This is a genomic window from Corynebacterium occultum (assembly GCF_009734425.1).
Lineage (GTDB): Bacteria > Actinomycetota > Actinomycetes > Mycobacteriales > Mycobacteriaceae > Corynebacterium > Corynebacterium occultum.
Window position 1 is genome coordinate 948,783 of sequence record NZ_CP046455.1, and the last position, 14,400, is coordinate 963,182.

The window sequence follows — 14,400 nt, forward strand, 5'->3', positions numbered from 1 at the left end:
GCCGGGATGCTGCCTTCAAATCTCTGCTGACCTGCCGGAATGTTCCGGCCGTCACCACCCATGGTACGCGTGAGCCCAGGGGAGTTGTGGGGTGAGTTTAAGCACTTCCCAGGGGTGACACACATACCCTCAGGCTGGGCAATCTGAGGGAACGCCCTCGGCGGGGCAATCCAATGGGTATCCTATGACCGTCGAAAGGGAAGACCATGAAGAAACTTCAGATCGGGGCCATCTATGTCGGAGGTTTCGTGGGACCCTTCACCGGGCAGGCACTGGCGGTGGTGCTCCCGGAGTTCGCCGAGACCTTCGACATCACCGTGGCGCAGGCCGCACTGACGATCTCGGCCTATCTCTTCCCCTTCGCCACGATGATGCTTTTCTCCGGTCGGCTGGTCCGGAAGATACCGCCGCACAAGGTGATTCTGACGGCCTACGCGGTGACCCTGCCGTTCGCGCTGGCTCTCCTCATCACGCCTTCCTGGTTCTTTTTCCTGCTCTGTTTCGCGGTCATCGGCATCGCCAACGCCTTCACCACCCCGGTGTTCCAGATGATGCTGCGGGAGCTCACCCCACCGGAGTCATTGGGTTCGGCCCTGGGAACCTATGCGGCGATGCAGTCCCTGGGTATGCTCTCCGCGCCCCTGATCTCAGGGTTGTCCACCCTGGTGAGCTGGCGGCTGGCTTTCCTGGCCACCATCCTGACCTCGGCCTTTATTCTGCTGGTCCGGGTACCTGTGGTGCCTTCCCCGGATTCCTCCCCACAGCGGGTGACGGGTCAGATCCAGTGGGGACCCGTGGGGGTGCAGATGTTCAGCAGCTTCGTGGTGGGGATCGGTGTCATGGGGCTGGGTTTCCTGGCAGCCCTCTACGTCGGGGATGAATTCGGACTGGGGCCGGTGGGGCGTGGTCTGGTCATCATGTGCGGTGGCACCGCAGCATTCCTCACCGCCCGACCGATCGGCGGGCTGGCTGACCGCTACGGAACACGGGCCATCCTGGTGTCCGCTGCGCTGGTGGCCGCGGTCGCCCTCTTCCTGTTTCCCCTGGCAACCTGGGTGTGGCTGCTGATTCTGGCATGGGCGCTGACCATCATGGCGGGGCAGGGAATCCAGGCGACGGTGAACCTGGCGGTGATCGGAGGTCCGGGTGGCTCCTCCCTGATCTCCACGGTGCAGGCTTTCCGTTTCTTCGGCACCGCCGCCGCCCCAGTTGTGTTCCTGCCGATCTACACCGGCATCGGCGGGCCTGTTTTCTGGGTGCCTGCCGCAGCCCTGCTGGTGGTGGCGGTGCTCCAACAGCTCAACCCGGGAAACCGGCGGAATGACTAAGACCCCCTGTCACATGACAGGGGGTCTTGAATCAGTGGTTCTGGGCCAGCCGGAAATCTAGGCCTGTCCCTCGAAGAGGGTGGTCACGGAACCGTTCTCGAAGATCTCACTGATGGTTTGGGCCAGCAGCGGGGCGATGCTGAGGACGGTCAGGTTCTTCCAGCCCTCGGTGTTCTGCGGCAGGGTGTCGGTGGTGATGATCTCCTCGGCACCGCAGGCACTGAGGCGTTCCCGGGCCGGGTCGGAGAAGACGCCATGGGTGCAGGCGATGACCACGGAACGGGCACCGGCCTCCTTGAGCACGCGGCAGGCGCCGGCGATGGTGCCACCGGTGTCGATCATGTCATCGAGCAGGACACAGTCCTTACCCTCGACCTCACCGACGACGCGGTTTGCGGTGACCTCATTGGCCACGTCCACGCTGCGGGACTTGTGGATGAAGGCCAACGGGGCATCCCCCAGGGTGTTGGCCCACTTCTCGGCGACCTTGACGCGACCGGCATCGGGGGAGACGACACAGATATTGCTCATGTCGTACTTCGAGGTGATGTAGTCGGTCAGGATCGGCATGGCGTGCATGTGATCGACCGGGCCGTCGAAGAAGCCCTGGATCTGGTCGGTGTGCAGATCCACGGAGACGATGCGGTCTGCACCGGCGGTCAGCAGCAGGTCAGCGACCAGGCGAGCGGAGATCGGCTCGCGGCCGCGGTGCTTCTTGTCCTGGCGGGCATAGGGGTAGAAAGGCAGGATCGCGGTGATGCGCTTGGCGGAACCGCGCTTGAGAGCATCGATCATGATCAGCTGTTCCATCAGCCACTTGTTCAGCGGCTGAGTGTGGGACTGCAGGACGAAGCAGTCGGAGCCACGGACAGACTCCTCAAAACGGACGAAGATCTCGCCATTCGCAAAATCCCGGGCGGTGGTGGGAGTTACTTCGATCCCCAGTTCCCGTGCCACAGCCTCTCCCAGTTCGGGGTGCGCCCGACCAGAGAAAAACATCATGTTCTTGTGGTTTTGCTTCCAGTGAGCTGTCATGATCGTCAGCTTAACCTTCCTGGTTGAGTTCAGAAAAATCTGCCAGGGCGCGTTCAGCGGCCTCGGCGGCGGGGGTTCCCGGACGCTTCTTCTGGACCCATCCTTCAAGGTTGCGCTGGCTACCACCGGATACGGCGAGGGCGCCCGGGGGGACATCCTCCTTGATTACTGTACCTGCCCCGGAATATGCGCCATCGCCCACGGTCACCGGAGCGATGAACATGGTGTCTGAGCCGGTGCGGACATGACTGCCGATCGTGGTGTGATGTTTGGTAACACCATCATAGTTCACGAAGACGGAGGAAGCCCCGATATTGGATTCCTCGCCGATGGTGGCGTCACCGACATAGGTCAGGTGGGGCACCTTGGAGCCCCGCCCGATCTGGGCGTTCTTGGCCTCCACGAAGCCACCCAACTTGCCGTCCTCACCGAGAACGGTGTTCGGGCGGATGTAGGTGAAGGGGCCGACACTGGCGTGGGCGCCGATGACGGAACTCTCGCCGTGGGTGCGGATCACCGTGGCGCCGGTGCCGATGGTCATGTCACGCAGGGTGGTGTCCGGCCCGATCTCCGCATTATCGGCGATGCTGGTGGTACCCCACAGCTGGGTGCCCGGATGAATCACCACATCCCTGCCCACCTGCACATCCACGCCGATCCAGGTGCTCTCCGGATCGATGATGGTGGCCCCGCCGAGCATTGCGGTTTCAACGGTGCGGCGGTTGAGCTCACGGCCGGCCTCCGCCAGCTGCACGCGGTTGTTCACCCCGGCCAGTTCGGCGGGGTCCGCAGCCAGGAAGGCCCGCACCGGGTGGCCGGCCTCACGGGCGATGCCGAGCACGTCGGTCAGGTAAAGCTCGCCCTGGGCATTGTCGGAGTCGAGTTTGCCGAGAGCGTCGCGAAGCACTGCGGCATCGAAGGCGAAGACACCGGAGTTCACCTCATCCACGTTGCGCTGCTCCTCGGTGGCGTCCTTCTGCTCCACGATGGCGGTGACCTCACCCTCCGCGTTGCGGATGATCCGGCCATAGCCGGTGGGGTCCTCAAGCCGCATGGTCAGTACGGTCACCGCGGTGGGAACGGCGGTGTGCGCCTCCAGCAGCTGGCCCAGGGTTTCCGGGCGCAGCAGGGGGACATCAGCATTGGTGACGATGATGGTGCCCTCGAAATCGGGCAGCGGTGCCAGACCACACTGCACGGCATGGCCGGTACCGTTCTGCTCCTCCTGGATGGCGGTGAGCACCTCACGGTTCAGCTGCTCGGCGACGGCCTCGACCGCCGGGCCGACCTGCTCGCGCTTATGCCCGATCACCGCGACGATATGTTCCGGGGAGACCCCGGCAGCGGCATGCAGGCTGTGGGAGAGCAGGCTGCGGCCGCCGATCTCATGCAGGGTCTTCTGGGTCTCAGATTTCATGCGGGTGCCTGCACCGGCAGCCAGTACGACAAGGGCGCAGGGATTCGGGGAAGTGCTCACGTTCAGGTTGTTCCTTTGGTGCTAGGGGACGCATGCCGGGACATTGGGGGCTCAAGTGCACAAGGGACTAAGCCACCCCGGACAGGTACCGATACAGCATAACTGTCAGGGCGGATTCCGTGGGCTGCTTTGCTTCCACCTGCGGCGTGGTGCCCCAGGTGTAGACACGGTGGGGGAGGAGGGGCGTCGATAAGCGGTCTCAGCCCACCGAGACATCCTTCATCCGGCCCGCGGCCAGGGTTCCCACCAGTCCCACCGCCGCGAGGAAGAGCAGGGCAGCGGAAGATCCGGCCTGGGCGACCACCCCGGAGACAGCTCCCACCCCGAGCAGGATCAGGCCCATCAGGGAGTTCGCGGCACTGACATAACGGGTACGTTGATCACCCTCCGCCAGGTCCACCACATAGGTTTTCCGGGCCACCCGAATGGCGGTGTGGGCCAGATTCACCGCGAAGAATCCCAGAGGCAGTAACCAGGCGTTGACCCCCACCGGAAGCCAGCGGGCCCCGGCCACCAGTGCCAGCAGCACCAGGGCGGCGGCCGCGGAACCGAAGCTCATCACCTTCTTGGCGGAGACATCCGACCAGATCCCGGAGATCCGGCCGCCGAGCAGGGCGGCCAACCCGGAGGCGATGAGGAAGGCGCCCAGGCCGCTGAGGTTCTCACCCACTTCCTGGGAGAGGGTGACGATGAAGGTGGTGGACAGGGCGCTGACCAACATCAGGGAGCGCACGATGACGAAACTCCGGAAAACACGGTCGCCGCGCAGCAGCTCAATGCAGTCCCACAACCAGTTCCGGTCCCGCTCCCCGGCTTTGTCTGCGTCGTGCTCCGGTTCGAGGATGCCCCGGAACACCAGGGCCGCAATGATCCAGGCCAGAGCGGAGGCGAAGATCAGTGCGGCGATCAGACCGGTGGGGACCGCACCAGGCAACACCAGCAGTCCCAGTCCCACCGCCAGGGTCACCGCACCACCTAGGGCGGTGGCGCGCCCGGTGATCTCACCACGCCCACCCTTGTGGATGGTCCGGCCCTGCACATCCTTGGAGGTGATCGAACAGAGCGCGCGGAACACCGCGAGGACCGCCAACAGCAGGATCACCGCCAGACCGAGGGGCCAGCCCTCCATGGTCAGTGCCACCACCCCGATCAAGGCTGCTGCCACCCCCTGACCCACCGAACCCCACATCCAGAGTGCGCGGCGGTCCGCATTGCCGGTCACCCAGGGGGTCAGGGCCGCCTGGGGGAGCATGGAACCAGCTTCACGGATCGGCACCAGCAGGGCGATGAAGAAACCCGGGGCGCCGGCCGACTGCAGTAGCCAGGGCAGCACAGTTTTGGCGGCCACGATCTGATCACCGATATTCTGCAGCCCATTGGACCAGATGAATCGGCGCGCATTGTGATCCTCATCCGGATATTTCTCCGTCGTCTCCAACTTCGCGCCTTTGCTCCTCGATGAATTTATACAGCGAAATTCTAGACCACTTGGTCTAAATTATGTGGGCGAACCAGTTTAAGGAGGCTCCCCATGAGCGATGCAGCACTACCTGTCATCTCCCTGCAGAAGCTTATCGACGGCCCCGGACGCGAGTCCGAGATCGCCCGCTTGCGCCAGGTGACTCACGAGGTGGGATTCTTCTACCTCGCCGACCACGGCATCCCCGAGGGCCTCGCCACCGACCTCTTCGCCGCCACCCGCCGCTTCTTCGCTCAACCGGATGAAGTGAAACGGGAGATCTCGAATATCCACTCCCCGCACTACCGCGGTTACGCCCACATCGGCGATGAACTGACCCAGGGCAAGGTGGACTGGCGGGAGCAGATCGACTTCGCCCTGGAGCTTCCCGCCCGTGCTGATGACCTCCAAAACCGCCCCTGGCAGGTGCTGGAGGGCCCGAATCTCTGGCCGGAATCCGTCCCGGAACTACGCGGTCTGGTGGAGAAGTGGCTGGAGTTGAACACTCAGGTGTCCCGTCAGTTGCTAGCCGCCTGGGCCCAGTCTCTGGGACAGTCGGCGGACTTCTTCGAGCAGGTCTCCCAGGAACCTTTTCCGCTGATGAAAATCGCCCGCTACCCCGGCCATGACGGTTCCGGTTCCGACCAGGGTGTGGGAGCTCACAAGGACTCCGGGGTGCTCACCCTGCTGCTGCCCGAACCTGGTTCCGTAGGCCTTCAGGTCGAGCGTGCAGGGGAGTGGATCGACGTGGCGGCAATCCCCGGTCTCTTCGTGGTCAATATCGGGGAGCTGCTGGAGGTCGCGACGGATGGTTATCTGGTGGCCACCCCGCACCGCGTGCTGCCCCCGGAACCGGGAACCGAACGTTATTCCCTGCCCTATTTCTTCACCAGCAGCCTGGATGGGGTCTTCCCCAGGGTGAAACTGCCGGCGGAGCTGGCCGCTGCCGCTACCGGGGTGGGGCGAGATATGGCGGGCCAGGAGATCAGCGGCATCACCGGGATCAATGTCCTCAAGTCCCGCCTACGTGCCCACCCGGAGATCACGGCGCGCTATCACGCGGCTCTCATCCCGGCTTAAACTCAGGGGCATGAGCCCCCAGTTCAGTCGTCGAGCCTTCTTCCGTGGTGTCGTGGTCCTGCTCTCCGGGGCAGTGCTGGCGGCCTGCGCACCCACCCCGCGGGGCTACTCCGGGGAGCGCCGCCCACTTCCCGTTCCACCCCTGGCCGAAGGGGAGCTTATCGACGGCCGCCGTACCTTCCGGCTCGATGCCGGGGAGATCAACGCCCGCATCCTTCCGGATGAGGACACCCCCGCCTGGGGCTTCAACGGCAACCACCTGGGGCCCACCCTGCTGCTGCCGCGCGGGGAAGAAGTACAGATGGAGGTTCACAACGGACTCGGGGAGATGACCACCATCCACTGGCACGGCATGAAACTGCCCGCCGAAATGGATGGCGGCCCACACCAGCCCATCGAGCCCGGGGAAACCTGGACCCCCACCTGGACGGTGGATCAACCCGCCGCCACCCTCTGGTACCACCCACACCCCCATGGCCTGACCGGATTGCACGCCTACCGGGGACTGGCCGGACTGCTCTACATCACTGACCCGGAGTCGACGGCCCTGAAGATCCCCCAGGATTACGGGGTGGATGACATCCCGGTGGTCCTGATGGACCACAATTTCAACGAGGACGGCAGTCTCAATGAGATCGAGGATCCGGACCTCGGACTCAGGGGAGAGGTGCCCACCGTCAACGGCATCACCAACGCCACCTTCACCGCCAGCACCCCCAGGCTGCGGCTTCGCCTTCTCGATGCCTCCACCATGCGCTTTTTCAACCTGCGTTTCTCCGATGGCCGCCCCTTCCAGGTCATCGCCGCCGACTCCGGGCTCCTGCCGGAACCGGTGGAGGTGGAGAATATCTACCTCAGTCCCGGTGAACGCGCCGAGATCCTGGTTGATCTGGACGTGGGGGAGGAGGTGATGCTGGAAGCAGCGGAATTTCCCGAGAACCTGGAGGTCCCGGAGGATGAGTTCTCCCTTGACTTCGGCCTGGGGGACCACTTCGAACTGCTCCAGCTTCGCGGACCCGCCGAGTCATCACCAGCTCCGGCGGCCCTTCCGGCCACCCTGATCCCGGCGATTGACCTTGATACGGAAGGTGCAGTGGAGCGGGAGTTTCGTCTCAACACCTTTGAAATCAACGGTGAAACCATGGACATGACCAGGGTGGATCTCATCATTGATCATGACCGCCCCGAGATCTGGACCGTGAGCAATGAGAACTCGGACTGGATCCACAACTTCCATATCCACAACGCTTTCTTCCACGTGCTTTCAGTGGAGGGAACCCAGGCCCCGATCTGGACCCAGGGGCCGAAAGACACCGTCGCTCTGCCGCCTGGGGCGAGCGTGCGCCTGGCTGTCAGTTTCGGCCCCTATCCGGACCCTGGCTGGGCCTACATGTACCACTGCCACATGCTCTTCCATGAGGATCAGGGGATGATGGGCCAATTCGTCATGCTCGAACCGGGGCAGGAAGTCGACCTGGGGGAGGTCTACGGGCACACCGCGCACTGATACCCCAGGGGGTGGGTCCCATGTGAGAGAAATGGATATTTATCAGCAAATGATTAATATTTCCTCATGCGTAAAACCTTGTTGGCCCTTGGTGTGGCCGCTTCCGTCACCTTCTCCACCATTGTTCCCGCTGCAGCTCAGACCACTGAGTTGGAGCCGGAGAACACCGCAGAGACCTCCCTCAGTGCGGAGCTCTCCAGCGAATCCGAATCCACTGAGTCAGAAGATTCTGAGACGCAGCTGTTCAGCTCCCTGTCTTCCGGAGGTTCCTCCGAGGGCGAGGCCGGGGAGCTTATCGGTGGCGCGGTCGTGCTGGCAGCTGTGGTCGGACTGGCTGGAGCCGGTGTCACCTGGGCGGTGCAGCAGCGCCTGATTCCCAACCCGCTGCCGGGCATCATTCCCGGACCCGCACCGAAGTCTGCTCCGGCGCCTGCGCCTGCTCCTGCGCCTGCGCCTGCTCCGGCGCCTGCGCCTGCGCCTGCTCCTGCGCCGAAGCCTTCCACTCAGGTGTACTACCAGAACTGCGCGGCAGTTTGGAATGCGATCGGGGGGCCCATCCGCAAGAATGACCCGGGTTACCGCTCCGCCCATGACCGTGACGGTGATGGTGTGGGCTGCGAGCGGGATCCCCGCTAGAGCCGGCTTCTACTCAGGAACAAAAGACCGCACCACCCTCAATTAAGGAGGGTGGTGCGGTCTTTTCATTCTGCTGTGCTTCCCCACCAGGACTCGAACCTGGAATGACGGTACCAAAAACCGTAGTGTTGCCATTACACCATGGGGAACGACAAGAACACACCTTACCCGATCACCTGGTGTGTCAGTCAATTGAGGAAGCGATAGGCTGGCAGTCATGGTTCGTCAGCGGATGACCGGCAAGGAACGCCGGGAACAGCTCATTTCGATCGGCAGAAGTGTCTTCGCCGAACGTGGCTTTGAAGGCACCAGTGTTGAGGAGGTTGCGGCCCGGGCAAATGTCTCCAAACCGGTGCTCTATGAACACTTCGGTGGCAAGGAGGGGCTCTATGCGGTGGTGGTCGACCGGGAGATGATCCGCCTTGAGAATCTGATCACCGAAGCTCTGCAAAAGGGTCGCTCCAAGGTGCGGATCGAACGTGCCGTGCTGGCCCTGCTGACCTATGTGGAGAAAGAGACCGATGGTTTCCAGATCCTGGTGCGTGATATGACCCCCGGCAAGGACCGCAGTTACTCCACACTGCTCAACACCGCAGTCGGGCAGGTCTCCCATATACTGGGCCATTCCTTCCAGCGGCAGGGACTGCAGGAGGAGGTTGCGGTGCTCTACGGCCAGGCCCTGGTGGGCATGGTCTCCACCACCGCCCAGTGGTGGCTTGATGAGCGTCAACCCCCGAAGGAGGAGGTTGCGGCGCATATCGTCAACCTCTGCTGGAACGGCCTGGCGGGGATGCTGGGCCAGCCGACCCTCTCCGATGAGGTCCTGGCGGAACTCGCGGAAGCGGAACGTGCCGAAGCTGAAAACATGTCTGCAGAAAATATCGAGGAGAACGCGTGAGCCCCCAGGGCAGCACCGAAACACCCATGCTCGCCGGTCTGGCCAAGGTTGCGGCCACCGATCCCAAGATCAGGGGCATGCTCAACCATGTCGGTGAGAAGTCACTGCACCTGACCGGCATCGACCAGGCACGCCCCTGGGCCATCGCCGCCCTGGCACAGCGTGCCCCGGTGCTGCTGGTCACCGCCACCGGTCGTGAAGCCGAGGATCTGACCGCCGAGCTCAAGGCGATCCTGGGGGACAAGGTCGCCTGGTTCCCCTCCTGGGAGACCCTGCCCCATGAGCGGATGAGCCCCGGTGTGGACAGTGTCGGCCAGCGCGCCCACGTCCTGCACCATCTGGCTGAACTGAAGGTGGTGGTCACCGCGGCGCGTGGCTTCTGCCAGCCGCTCCTTGGGGACACCCCCGGCCGGGCACCTGTCGTGCTCCGCGAAGAGACGGAGCATGACTTTGAGGAGCTGGTCCGTCAGCTGGTGTTCCGGGCCTACAGCCCGGTGGACATGGTGGCCAAGCGTGGGGAGTTCGCCACCCGTGGTGGCATCCTCGATATCTTCCCCACCACCTACAACTATCCCGTGCGGGTGGAGTTCTGGGGTGATGAGATCACCGAGATCCGGCAGTTCTCCGTCGCCGACCAGCGCACCCTGCCCGATGTGGCGGTCGGGGAGGTGGAGATCTATCCGGCACGCGAACTACCCATCACCGAGGGCGTCGCAAAGCGCGCCGCCGAGCTGCTGGTGGCCCATCCCGGCAACCCCACCCTCGTGGAGCTGCTGACCCGCATCTCCGAGCAGACTCCGGCGGAGGGGATGGAGGCACTGATCCCCGCACTCGTCGACACCCCCATGGTGACCTTGTCTGAGCTGATGCCCCAGGGCACCCATGTGCTGTTGGTCGCACCGGAGAAGATCCGCACCCGCATCACCGACCTGGCGGCCACCGACGCGGAGTTCCTCGCCGCCGGATGGGAGGCCGCCGCGATGGGAGCCAGCGGACCGGTGGCCGCCGAGGGCCTGGACCTTTCCGCCTCCTCCTACCGCTCCTATGAATCCCTGCAGGTCACCGCGGAGAAGAACAAGATCGCGTGGTGGACCTTCGCCCCGCCCGGCATGTTCCAGGCCGATGAGGCAGACACCCTGCCCCTGGAATATGAACCCGGCCCCACCCCGCGTGGCGACGCCACCGCCATCGAGGAAATGATGGCACTCCTGCTCGCCCACACCAGGATCGGGGGCCGCGCCGCCTTCATCGCACCCGCCGAAGGCGCCATTAAGCGCATGGTGGAACGCTTCGCCGAGAAGGGCATCCCCACCAAGGTGGCAACCCCCGGCTGGGAACCCACCCCCGGTGAAGTCACCCTCTACCGGGCGCTCAGCCACGCCGGACTGGTTTTCCCCAAGGTCCGCAAGCACCGCGACGCCGACGCCCTGCCCCTGGTCGTGATCACCGAAACCGACCTCACCGGCAACCGCGTCGGGGACATCGCCGGTGCTAAACGACGCCCCGCCCGCCGCCGCAACAAGGTCGACCCCCTCGCCCTGAAAACCGGCGACTTCGTGGTGCACGAAACCCACGGCATCGGCCGCTTCCTCAAGATGGCAGAAAGAACCATCACCACCGGCGACGATAAATCCCGGCGCGAATACATCGTCCTGGAATACGCCCCCGCCAAACGCGGACAGCCCGCCGACCAGCTCTGGGTTCCCATGGAATCCCTGGACCTGTTGTCCAAGTACTCCGGTGGGGAATCACCGACCCTGTCCAAGATGGGTGGCTCGGACTGGAAGAACACCAAGAAGAAGGCCCGGGCCGCGGTCCGCGAGATCGCCGGGGAACTGGTGCAGCTCTACGCTAAACGCCAGGCCTCACCGGGGCACCCCTTCGCCCCGGACACCCCCTGGCAGCGGGAGATGGAGGACAACTTCCCCTTCGTCGAAACCGAGGACCAGATGAACGCCATCGAGGCGGTCAAGGAGGACATGGAGAAAGCAGTTCCCATGGACCGCGTCATTGTCGGCGATGTGGGTTACGGCAAGACCGAGGTGGCGGTGCGTGCGGCCTTCAAGGCGGTGCAGGATGGCAGGCAGGTCGCCGTGCTGGTGCCCACCACGCTCCTCGCCCAGCAACACCTGTCCACCTTTGAACAGCGTATGGAGGGTTTTCCGGTCACCATCCGGGGGCTTTCCCGCTTCACCTCTGCCGCGGACTCCAAGGAGGTTCTCAAGGGATTGGCCGATGGTGCCGTCGACATCGTGGTGGGAACCCACCGTCTGCTGGCCACCGGTGTGCACTGGAAGAACCTCGGCCTGATCGTCGTGGATGAGGAGCAGCGTTTCGGCGTGGAGCACAAGGAACACATCAAGGCGCTGCGCAGCCACGTCGACGTGCTCACCATGTCCGCCACCCCGATCCCCCGCACCCTGGAGATGTCGATGGCCGGCATCCGGGAGATGACCACCATCCTCACCCCGCCGGAGGACCGTCACCCCGTGCTGACCTATGTCGGCACCCAGGAGGAGAAGCAGGTCGCTGCCGCCATCCGCCGAGAACTGCTTCGCGACGGCCAGGTTTTCTTCGTCCACAACAAGGTCTCCGACATCGAGAAGAAGGCCCGCGAGCTACGCGAACTCGTGCCCGAGGCACGCATCGTCGTCGCCCACGGCCAGATGAGCGAGGAACTGTTGGAACAGACCGTCCAGGGTTTCTGGGACCGCGAATATGATGTCCTCGTCTGCACCACCATCGTGGAAACCGGTCTGGACATCGCCAACGCGAACACCCTCATCGTGGAAAACGCCCACCACATGGGCCTGTCCCAGCTGCACCAGCTGCGGGGGCGCGTCGGCCGATCCCGGGAACGCGGTTACGCCTACTTCCTCTACCCCAAGGGTGCGATCCTGACCGAGTCCTCCTACGACCGCTTGGCGACGATCGCGCAGAACAACGACCTCGGTGCCGGCATGGCCGTGGCAATGAAGGACCTCGAAATGCGCGGCGCCGGCAATGTTCTCGGTGCTGAACAATCCGGCCACATCGCCGGCGTCGGCTTCGACCTCTACATCCGGCTCGTCGGCGAAGCCGTGGACACCTACCGCGCACTGGCCACCGGCCAGGTCATGGACGCCACCGACCAGGGGCCGAAGGAAATCCGCATCGACCTCCCCGTCGACGCCCACATCCCCGAGTCCTACATCAACTCCGAAAGACTACGCCTGGAGGTCTACCGCAAACTGGCAGCTTCCGCCTCCAGCACTGACCTCCAGTTGATCATCGAGGAAATGGAGGACCGCTACGGACCCATCCCCGAGGAAGTTTCCCGACTATTGGCGGTGGCGAGGTTGAGACACCAGGCTCGACGCGCCGGGATCACTGATATCGGAGTCCAGGGCACCCGCATCAAGGTGCACCCCGTGGATCTGCCGGACTCCAAGCAGGTCCGCTTGCGCCGTCTTTTCCCTGGCTCCAACTACCGGGCCGCCGCCAAGGCAATCCAGCTGCCCTTCCCGAAGTCGGGCCGCAACATCACCGACCCGAAGCTGCGCGATGTGGAACTGCTGCAGTGGATGGCGGACTTCCTCTCCCGGATGTTCGACCTGGATGAGGTTGACATCAATGTGGGAGTGGGTGCTTCGGGGAAGAAGAAGTCGAGCGTGGTGTCCGCCTCGGAATAGTGGGCTGCTTTCCTGGGGTTCAGCTATTCGGCGGGGGTACCGGTGTACGTAATGCGAACTCCAGGGGGTGGGTTTGAACTGCGGAAATCCGCTTGGCAGGGGAGTGACGGAGGAAAGGGTGCGCCGGGGAGTGTCCTCTGCCACACTTGCTGCCATGCACCTTTCTGGGGCATCATCTTCGGTTGTCTGGCTGCTGGAGGGGAGTCCGAAGACGAAGATCAAGACAGATCCGGCAGCCGAAGCAGAAGCCTCACCCGAGCAGGTGGTTCAGACTGTGACTCCTGCGGAAGACGGGAAGCCCGAAACAGTTCAGAGAGTTTCCATCCGGGACTGATAAGGCGAGGATTCTGGCGCCAGTGACCCTCAGGCTGCCCGGGAATCTGGTGGCTGGGTTGGCTGGGTTGGCTGGGCCAGAGTTCTTCTGATTGTCGCGATGAAGGATTCACCGTTCAGATCCGCAGCGGAGAAGCGAAGCAGCCTGATACCGGTGTTCTGGATCTGTTTCTCACGGAGGCGCTCGGCTCTGATTACCTGCTCAGTCTTATTCTGATACTTGACTGAACCATCAATTTCGATCCCCAGCCACTCATCGATGAGCATGTCTAGGCGGTAAGTCTTGTAGGTCGTCTCCACCGGCGCCTGTAACTCCATCTGGTGCGTATTAGCGAGACCGGATTCAATGAGTTGAGCTCGTGCCCTGGACTCCAGGGGACTTTCAGCGAGCGGATTAGAATGCTGAAGGGCCCGCCAGACCCGGCTAGTGCCGTGGGCGCGGCCAAATGCCCTGAATTTGCGCTCCAGGCTCGATTTTGATTCCCGGTTTGTGCGTAGTTCCGCATCCAGGGTGGTGAGCCCCTGAGCGAGGTCGCTGGTCCGCACCACATCGAAGAGGGTGCGTTCCTTGGTGGTCAGGCGCAGCCCCTGCCAGGTCACCACATTCTTTGGTGGGAGATGCCAATTTCGGTAGATCACATTGGTGGGCCACTGGGATTTACTCGGGGGAAGTGTTTTTCCGATTGCGCACAGCTCGACCGGCCCTGATGAAGGCAGGAGAGGTAACCGCCGGATTCTTGCGGCAGCGTGCCCCACGACCACTGCCCGATGAACACTTCTTCCGACTGCCAGGGCCTGCACCCTGGCTTGTTCCCACGCTGGCAGTGCATTCCAGGTTGCCGCGTTGATCGCCAGGGCTGAAGTCAGTTGAAGATGGAACCGAGAATGATTCCTCACCCAGTCAGCATGCTCCGCCACATTCATTGACCGAAGGTTGATGAACTCTGATCCATCCACCTGAATAGTATTTCCCCGA

The 14,400-nt window shown here is 63.4% G+C and carries 10 protein-coding genes; 6 read left to right on the top strand and 4 right to left on the bottom strand.

From position 1 onward, the window contains the following. Window positions 1-206: 206 nt before the first annotated feature. Entirely contained in the window at window positions 207-1,328 is a 1,122-nt protein-coding gene (locus COCCU_RS04470) for an MFS transporter (protein WP_156230417.1), read from the top strand. A gap of 57 nt (window positions 1,329-1,385) precedes the next feature. Here the strand turns inward: COCCU_RS04470 and COCCU_RS04475 are convergent, their stop codons facing one another. The 3 genes from COCCU_RS04475 to COCCU_RS04485 all read right to left on the bottom strand — a co-directional run bounded on the left by COCCU_RS04475 (window position 1,386) and on the right by COCCU_RS04485 (window position 5,278). Continuing rightward, complete coding sequence (locus COCCU_RS04475; RefSeq protein ID WP_156230418.1) at window positions 1,386-2,363, bottom strand: ribose-phosphate diphosphokinase; 978 nt, start codon at window positions 2,361-2,363, stop codon at window positions 1,386-1,388. 10 nt (window positions 2,364-2,373) lie between these two features. Then, the gene (gene glmU / locus COCCU_RS04480) at window positions 2,374-3,840 is read right to left on the bottom strand and encodes a bifunctional UDP-N-acetylglucosamine diphosphorylase/glucosamine-1-phosphate N-acetyltransferase GlmU (protein ID WP_156230419.1); all 1,467 of its coding nucleotides are present in this window, start codon (window positions 3,838-3,840) and stop codon (window positions 2,374-2,376) included. Between the two features lie 199 nt (window positions 3,841-4,039). Next, window positions 4,040-5,278, bottom strand: a complete 1,239-nt coding sequence (locus COCCU_RS04485; protein ID WP_156230420.1) for an MFS transporter — start codon at window positions 5,276-5,278, stop codon at window positions 4,040-4,042. A 93-nt stretch (window positions 5,279-5,371) separates the two neighbouring features. Between COCCU_RS04485 and COCCU_RS04490 the strand changes: the two genes are divergently transcribed. The 5 genes from COCCU_RS04490 to mfd all read left to right on the top strand — a co-directional run bounded on the left by COCCU_RS04490 (window position 5,372) and on the right by mfd (window position 13,091). After that, window positions 5,372-6,379 (top strand): isopenicillin N synthase family dioxygenase, encoded by a 1,008-nt coding sequence (locus COCCU_RS04490; RefSeq protein ID WP_156230421.1) that lies wholly within the window; start codon window positions 5,372-5,374, stop codon window positions 6,377-6,379. Window positions 6,380-6,389: 10 nt separating this feature from the next. Continuing rightward, window positions 6,390-7,886 (top strand): multicopper oxidase family protein, encoded by a 1,497-nt coding sequence (locus COCCU_RS04495; protein ID WP_156230422.1) that lies wholly within the window; start codon window positions 6,390-6,392, stop codon window positions 7,884-7,886. 66 nt (window positions 7,887-7,952) lie between these two features. Further along, on the top strand, window positions 7,953-8,522 hold the full coding sequence (locus COCCU_RS04500; RefSeq protein ID WP_156230423.1) for an excalibur calcium-binding domain-containing protein: 570 nt from the start codon (window positions 7,953-7,955) through the stop codon (window positions 8,520-8,522). A 217-nt stretch (window positions 8,523-8,739) separates the two neighbouring features. Beyond that, complete coding sequence (locus tag COCCU_RS04505; RefSeq protein WP_156230424.1) at window positions 8,740-9,420, top strand: TetR/AcrR family transcriptional regulator; 681 nt, start codon at window positions 8,740-8,742, stop codon at window positions 9,418-9,420. A 26-nt stretch (window positions 9,421-9,446) separates the two neighbouring features. Beyond that, a complete protein-coding gene (mfd, locus tag COCCU_RS04510) occupies window positions 9,447-13,091 on the top strand; it encodes a transcription-repair coupling factor (RefSeq protein ID WP_156232574.1) in 3,645 nt (1,214 codons plus the stop codon). 363 nt (window positions 13,092-13,454) lie between these two features. On the opposite strand, the gene COCCU_RS04515 is transcribed toward mfd, so the two are convergent. Then, window positions 13,455-14,348: a hypothetical protein gene (locus COCCU_RS04515; protein ID WP_156230425.1), complete on the bottom strand. Its 894-nt coding sequence runs from the start codon at window positions 14,346-14,348 to the stop codon at window positions 13,455-13,457. Between the last annotated feature and the right edge of the window lie 52 nt (window positions 14,349-14,400).

Excerpts from the sequence above, each read along its gene's own strand:
- COCCU_RS04470 (WP_156230417.1), top strand. The coding sequence starts at position 207 with ATGAAGAAACTTCAGATCGGGGCCATCTATGTCGGAGGTTTCGTGGGA.
- COCCU_RS04475 (WP_156230418.1), bottom strand. The coding sequence starts at position 2,363 with ATGACAGCTCACTGGAAGCAAAACCACAAGAACATGATGTTTTTCTCT.
- COCCU_RS04490 (WP_156230421.1), top strand. The coding sequence starts at position 5,372 with ATGAGCGATGCAGCACTACCTGTCATCTCCCTGCAGAAGCTTATCGAC.
- COCCU_RS04495 (WP_156230422.1), top strand. The coding sequence starts at position 6,390 with ATGAGCCCCCAGTTCAGTCGTCGAGCCTTCTTCCGTGGTGTCGTGGTC.
- COCCU_RS04500 (WP_156230423.1), top strand. The coding sequence starts at position 7,953 with ATGCGTAAAACCTTGTTGGCCCTTGGTGTGGCCGCTTCCGTCACCTTC.
- COCCU_RS04505 (WP_156230424.1), top strand. The coding sequence starts at position 8,740 with ATGGTTCGTCAGCGGATGACCGGCAAGGAACGCCGGGAACAGCTCATT.
- mfd (WP_156232574.1), top strand. The coding sequence starts at position 9,447 with ATGCTCGCCGGTCTGGCCAAGGTTGCGGCCACCGATCCCAAGATCAGG.
- COCCU_RS04515 (WP_156230425.1), bottom strand. The coding sequence starts at position 14,348 with ATGAATGTGGCGGAGCATGCTGACTGGGTGAGGAATCATTCTCGGTTC.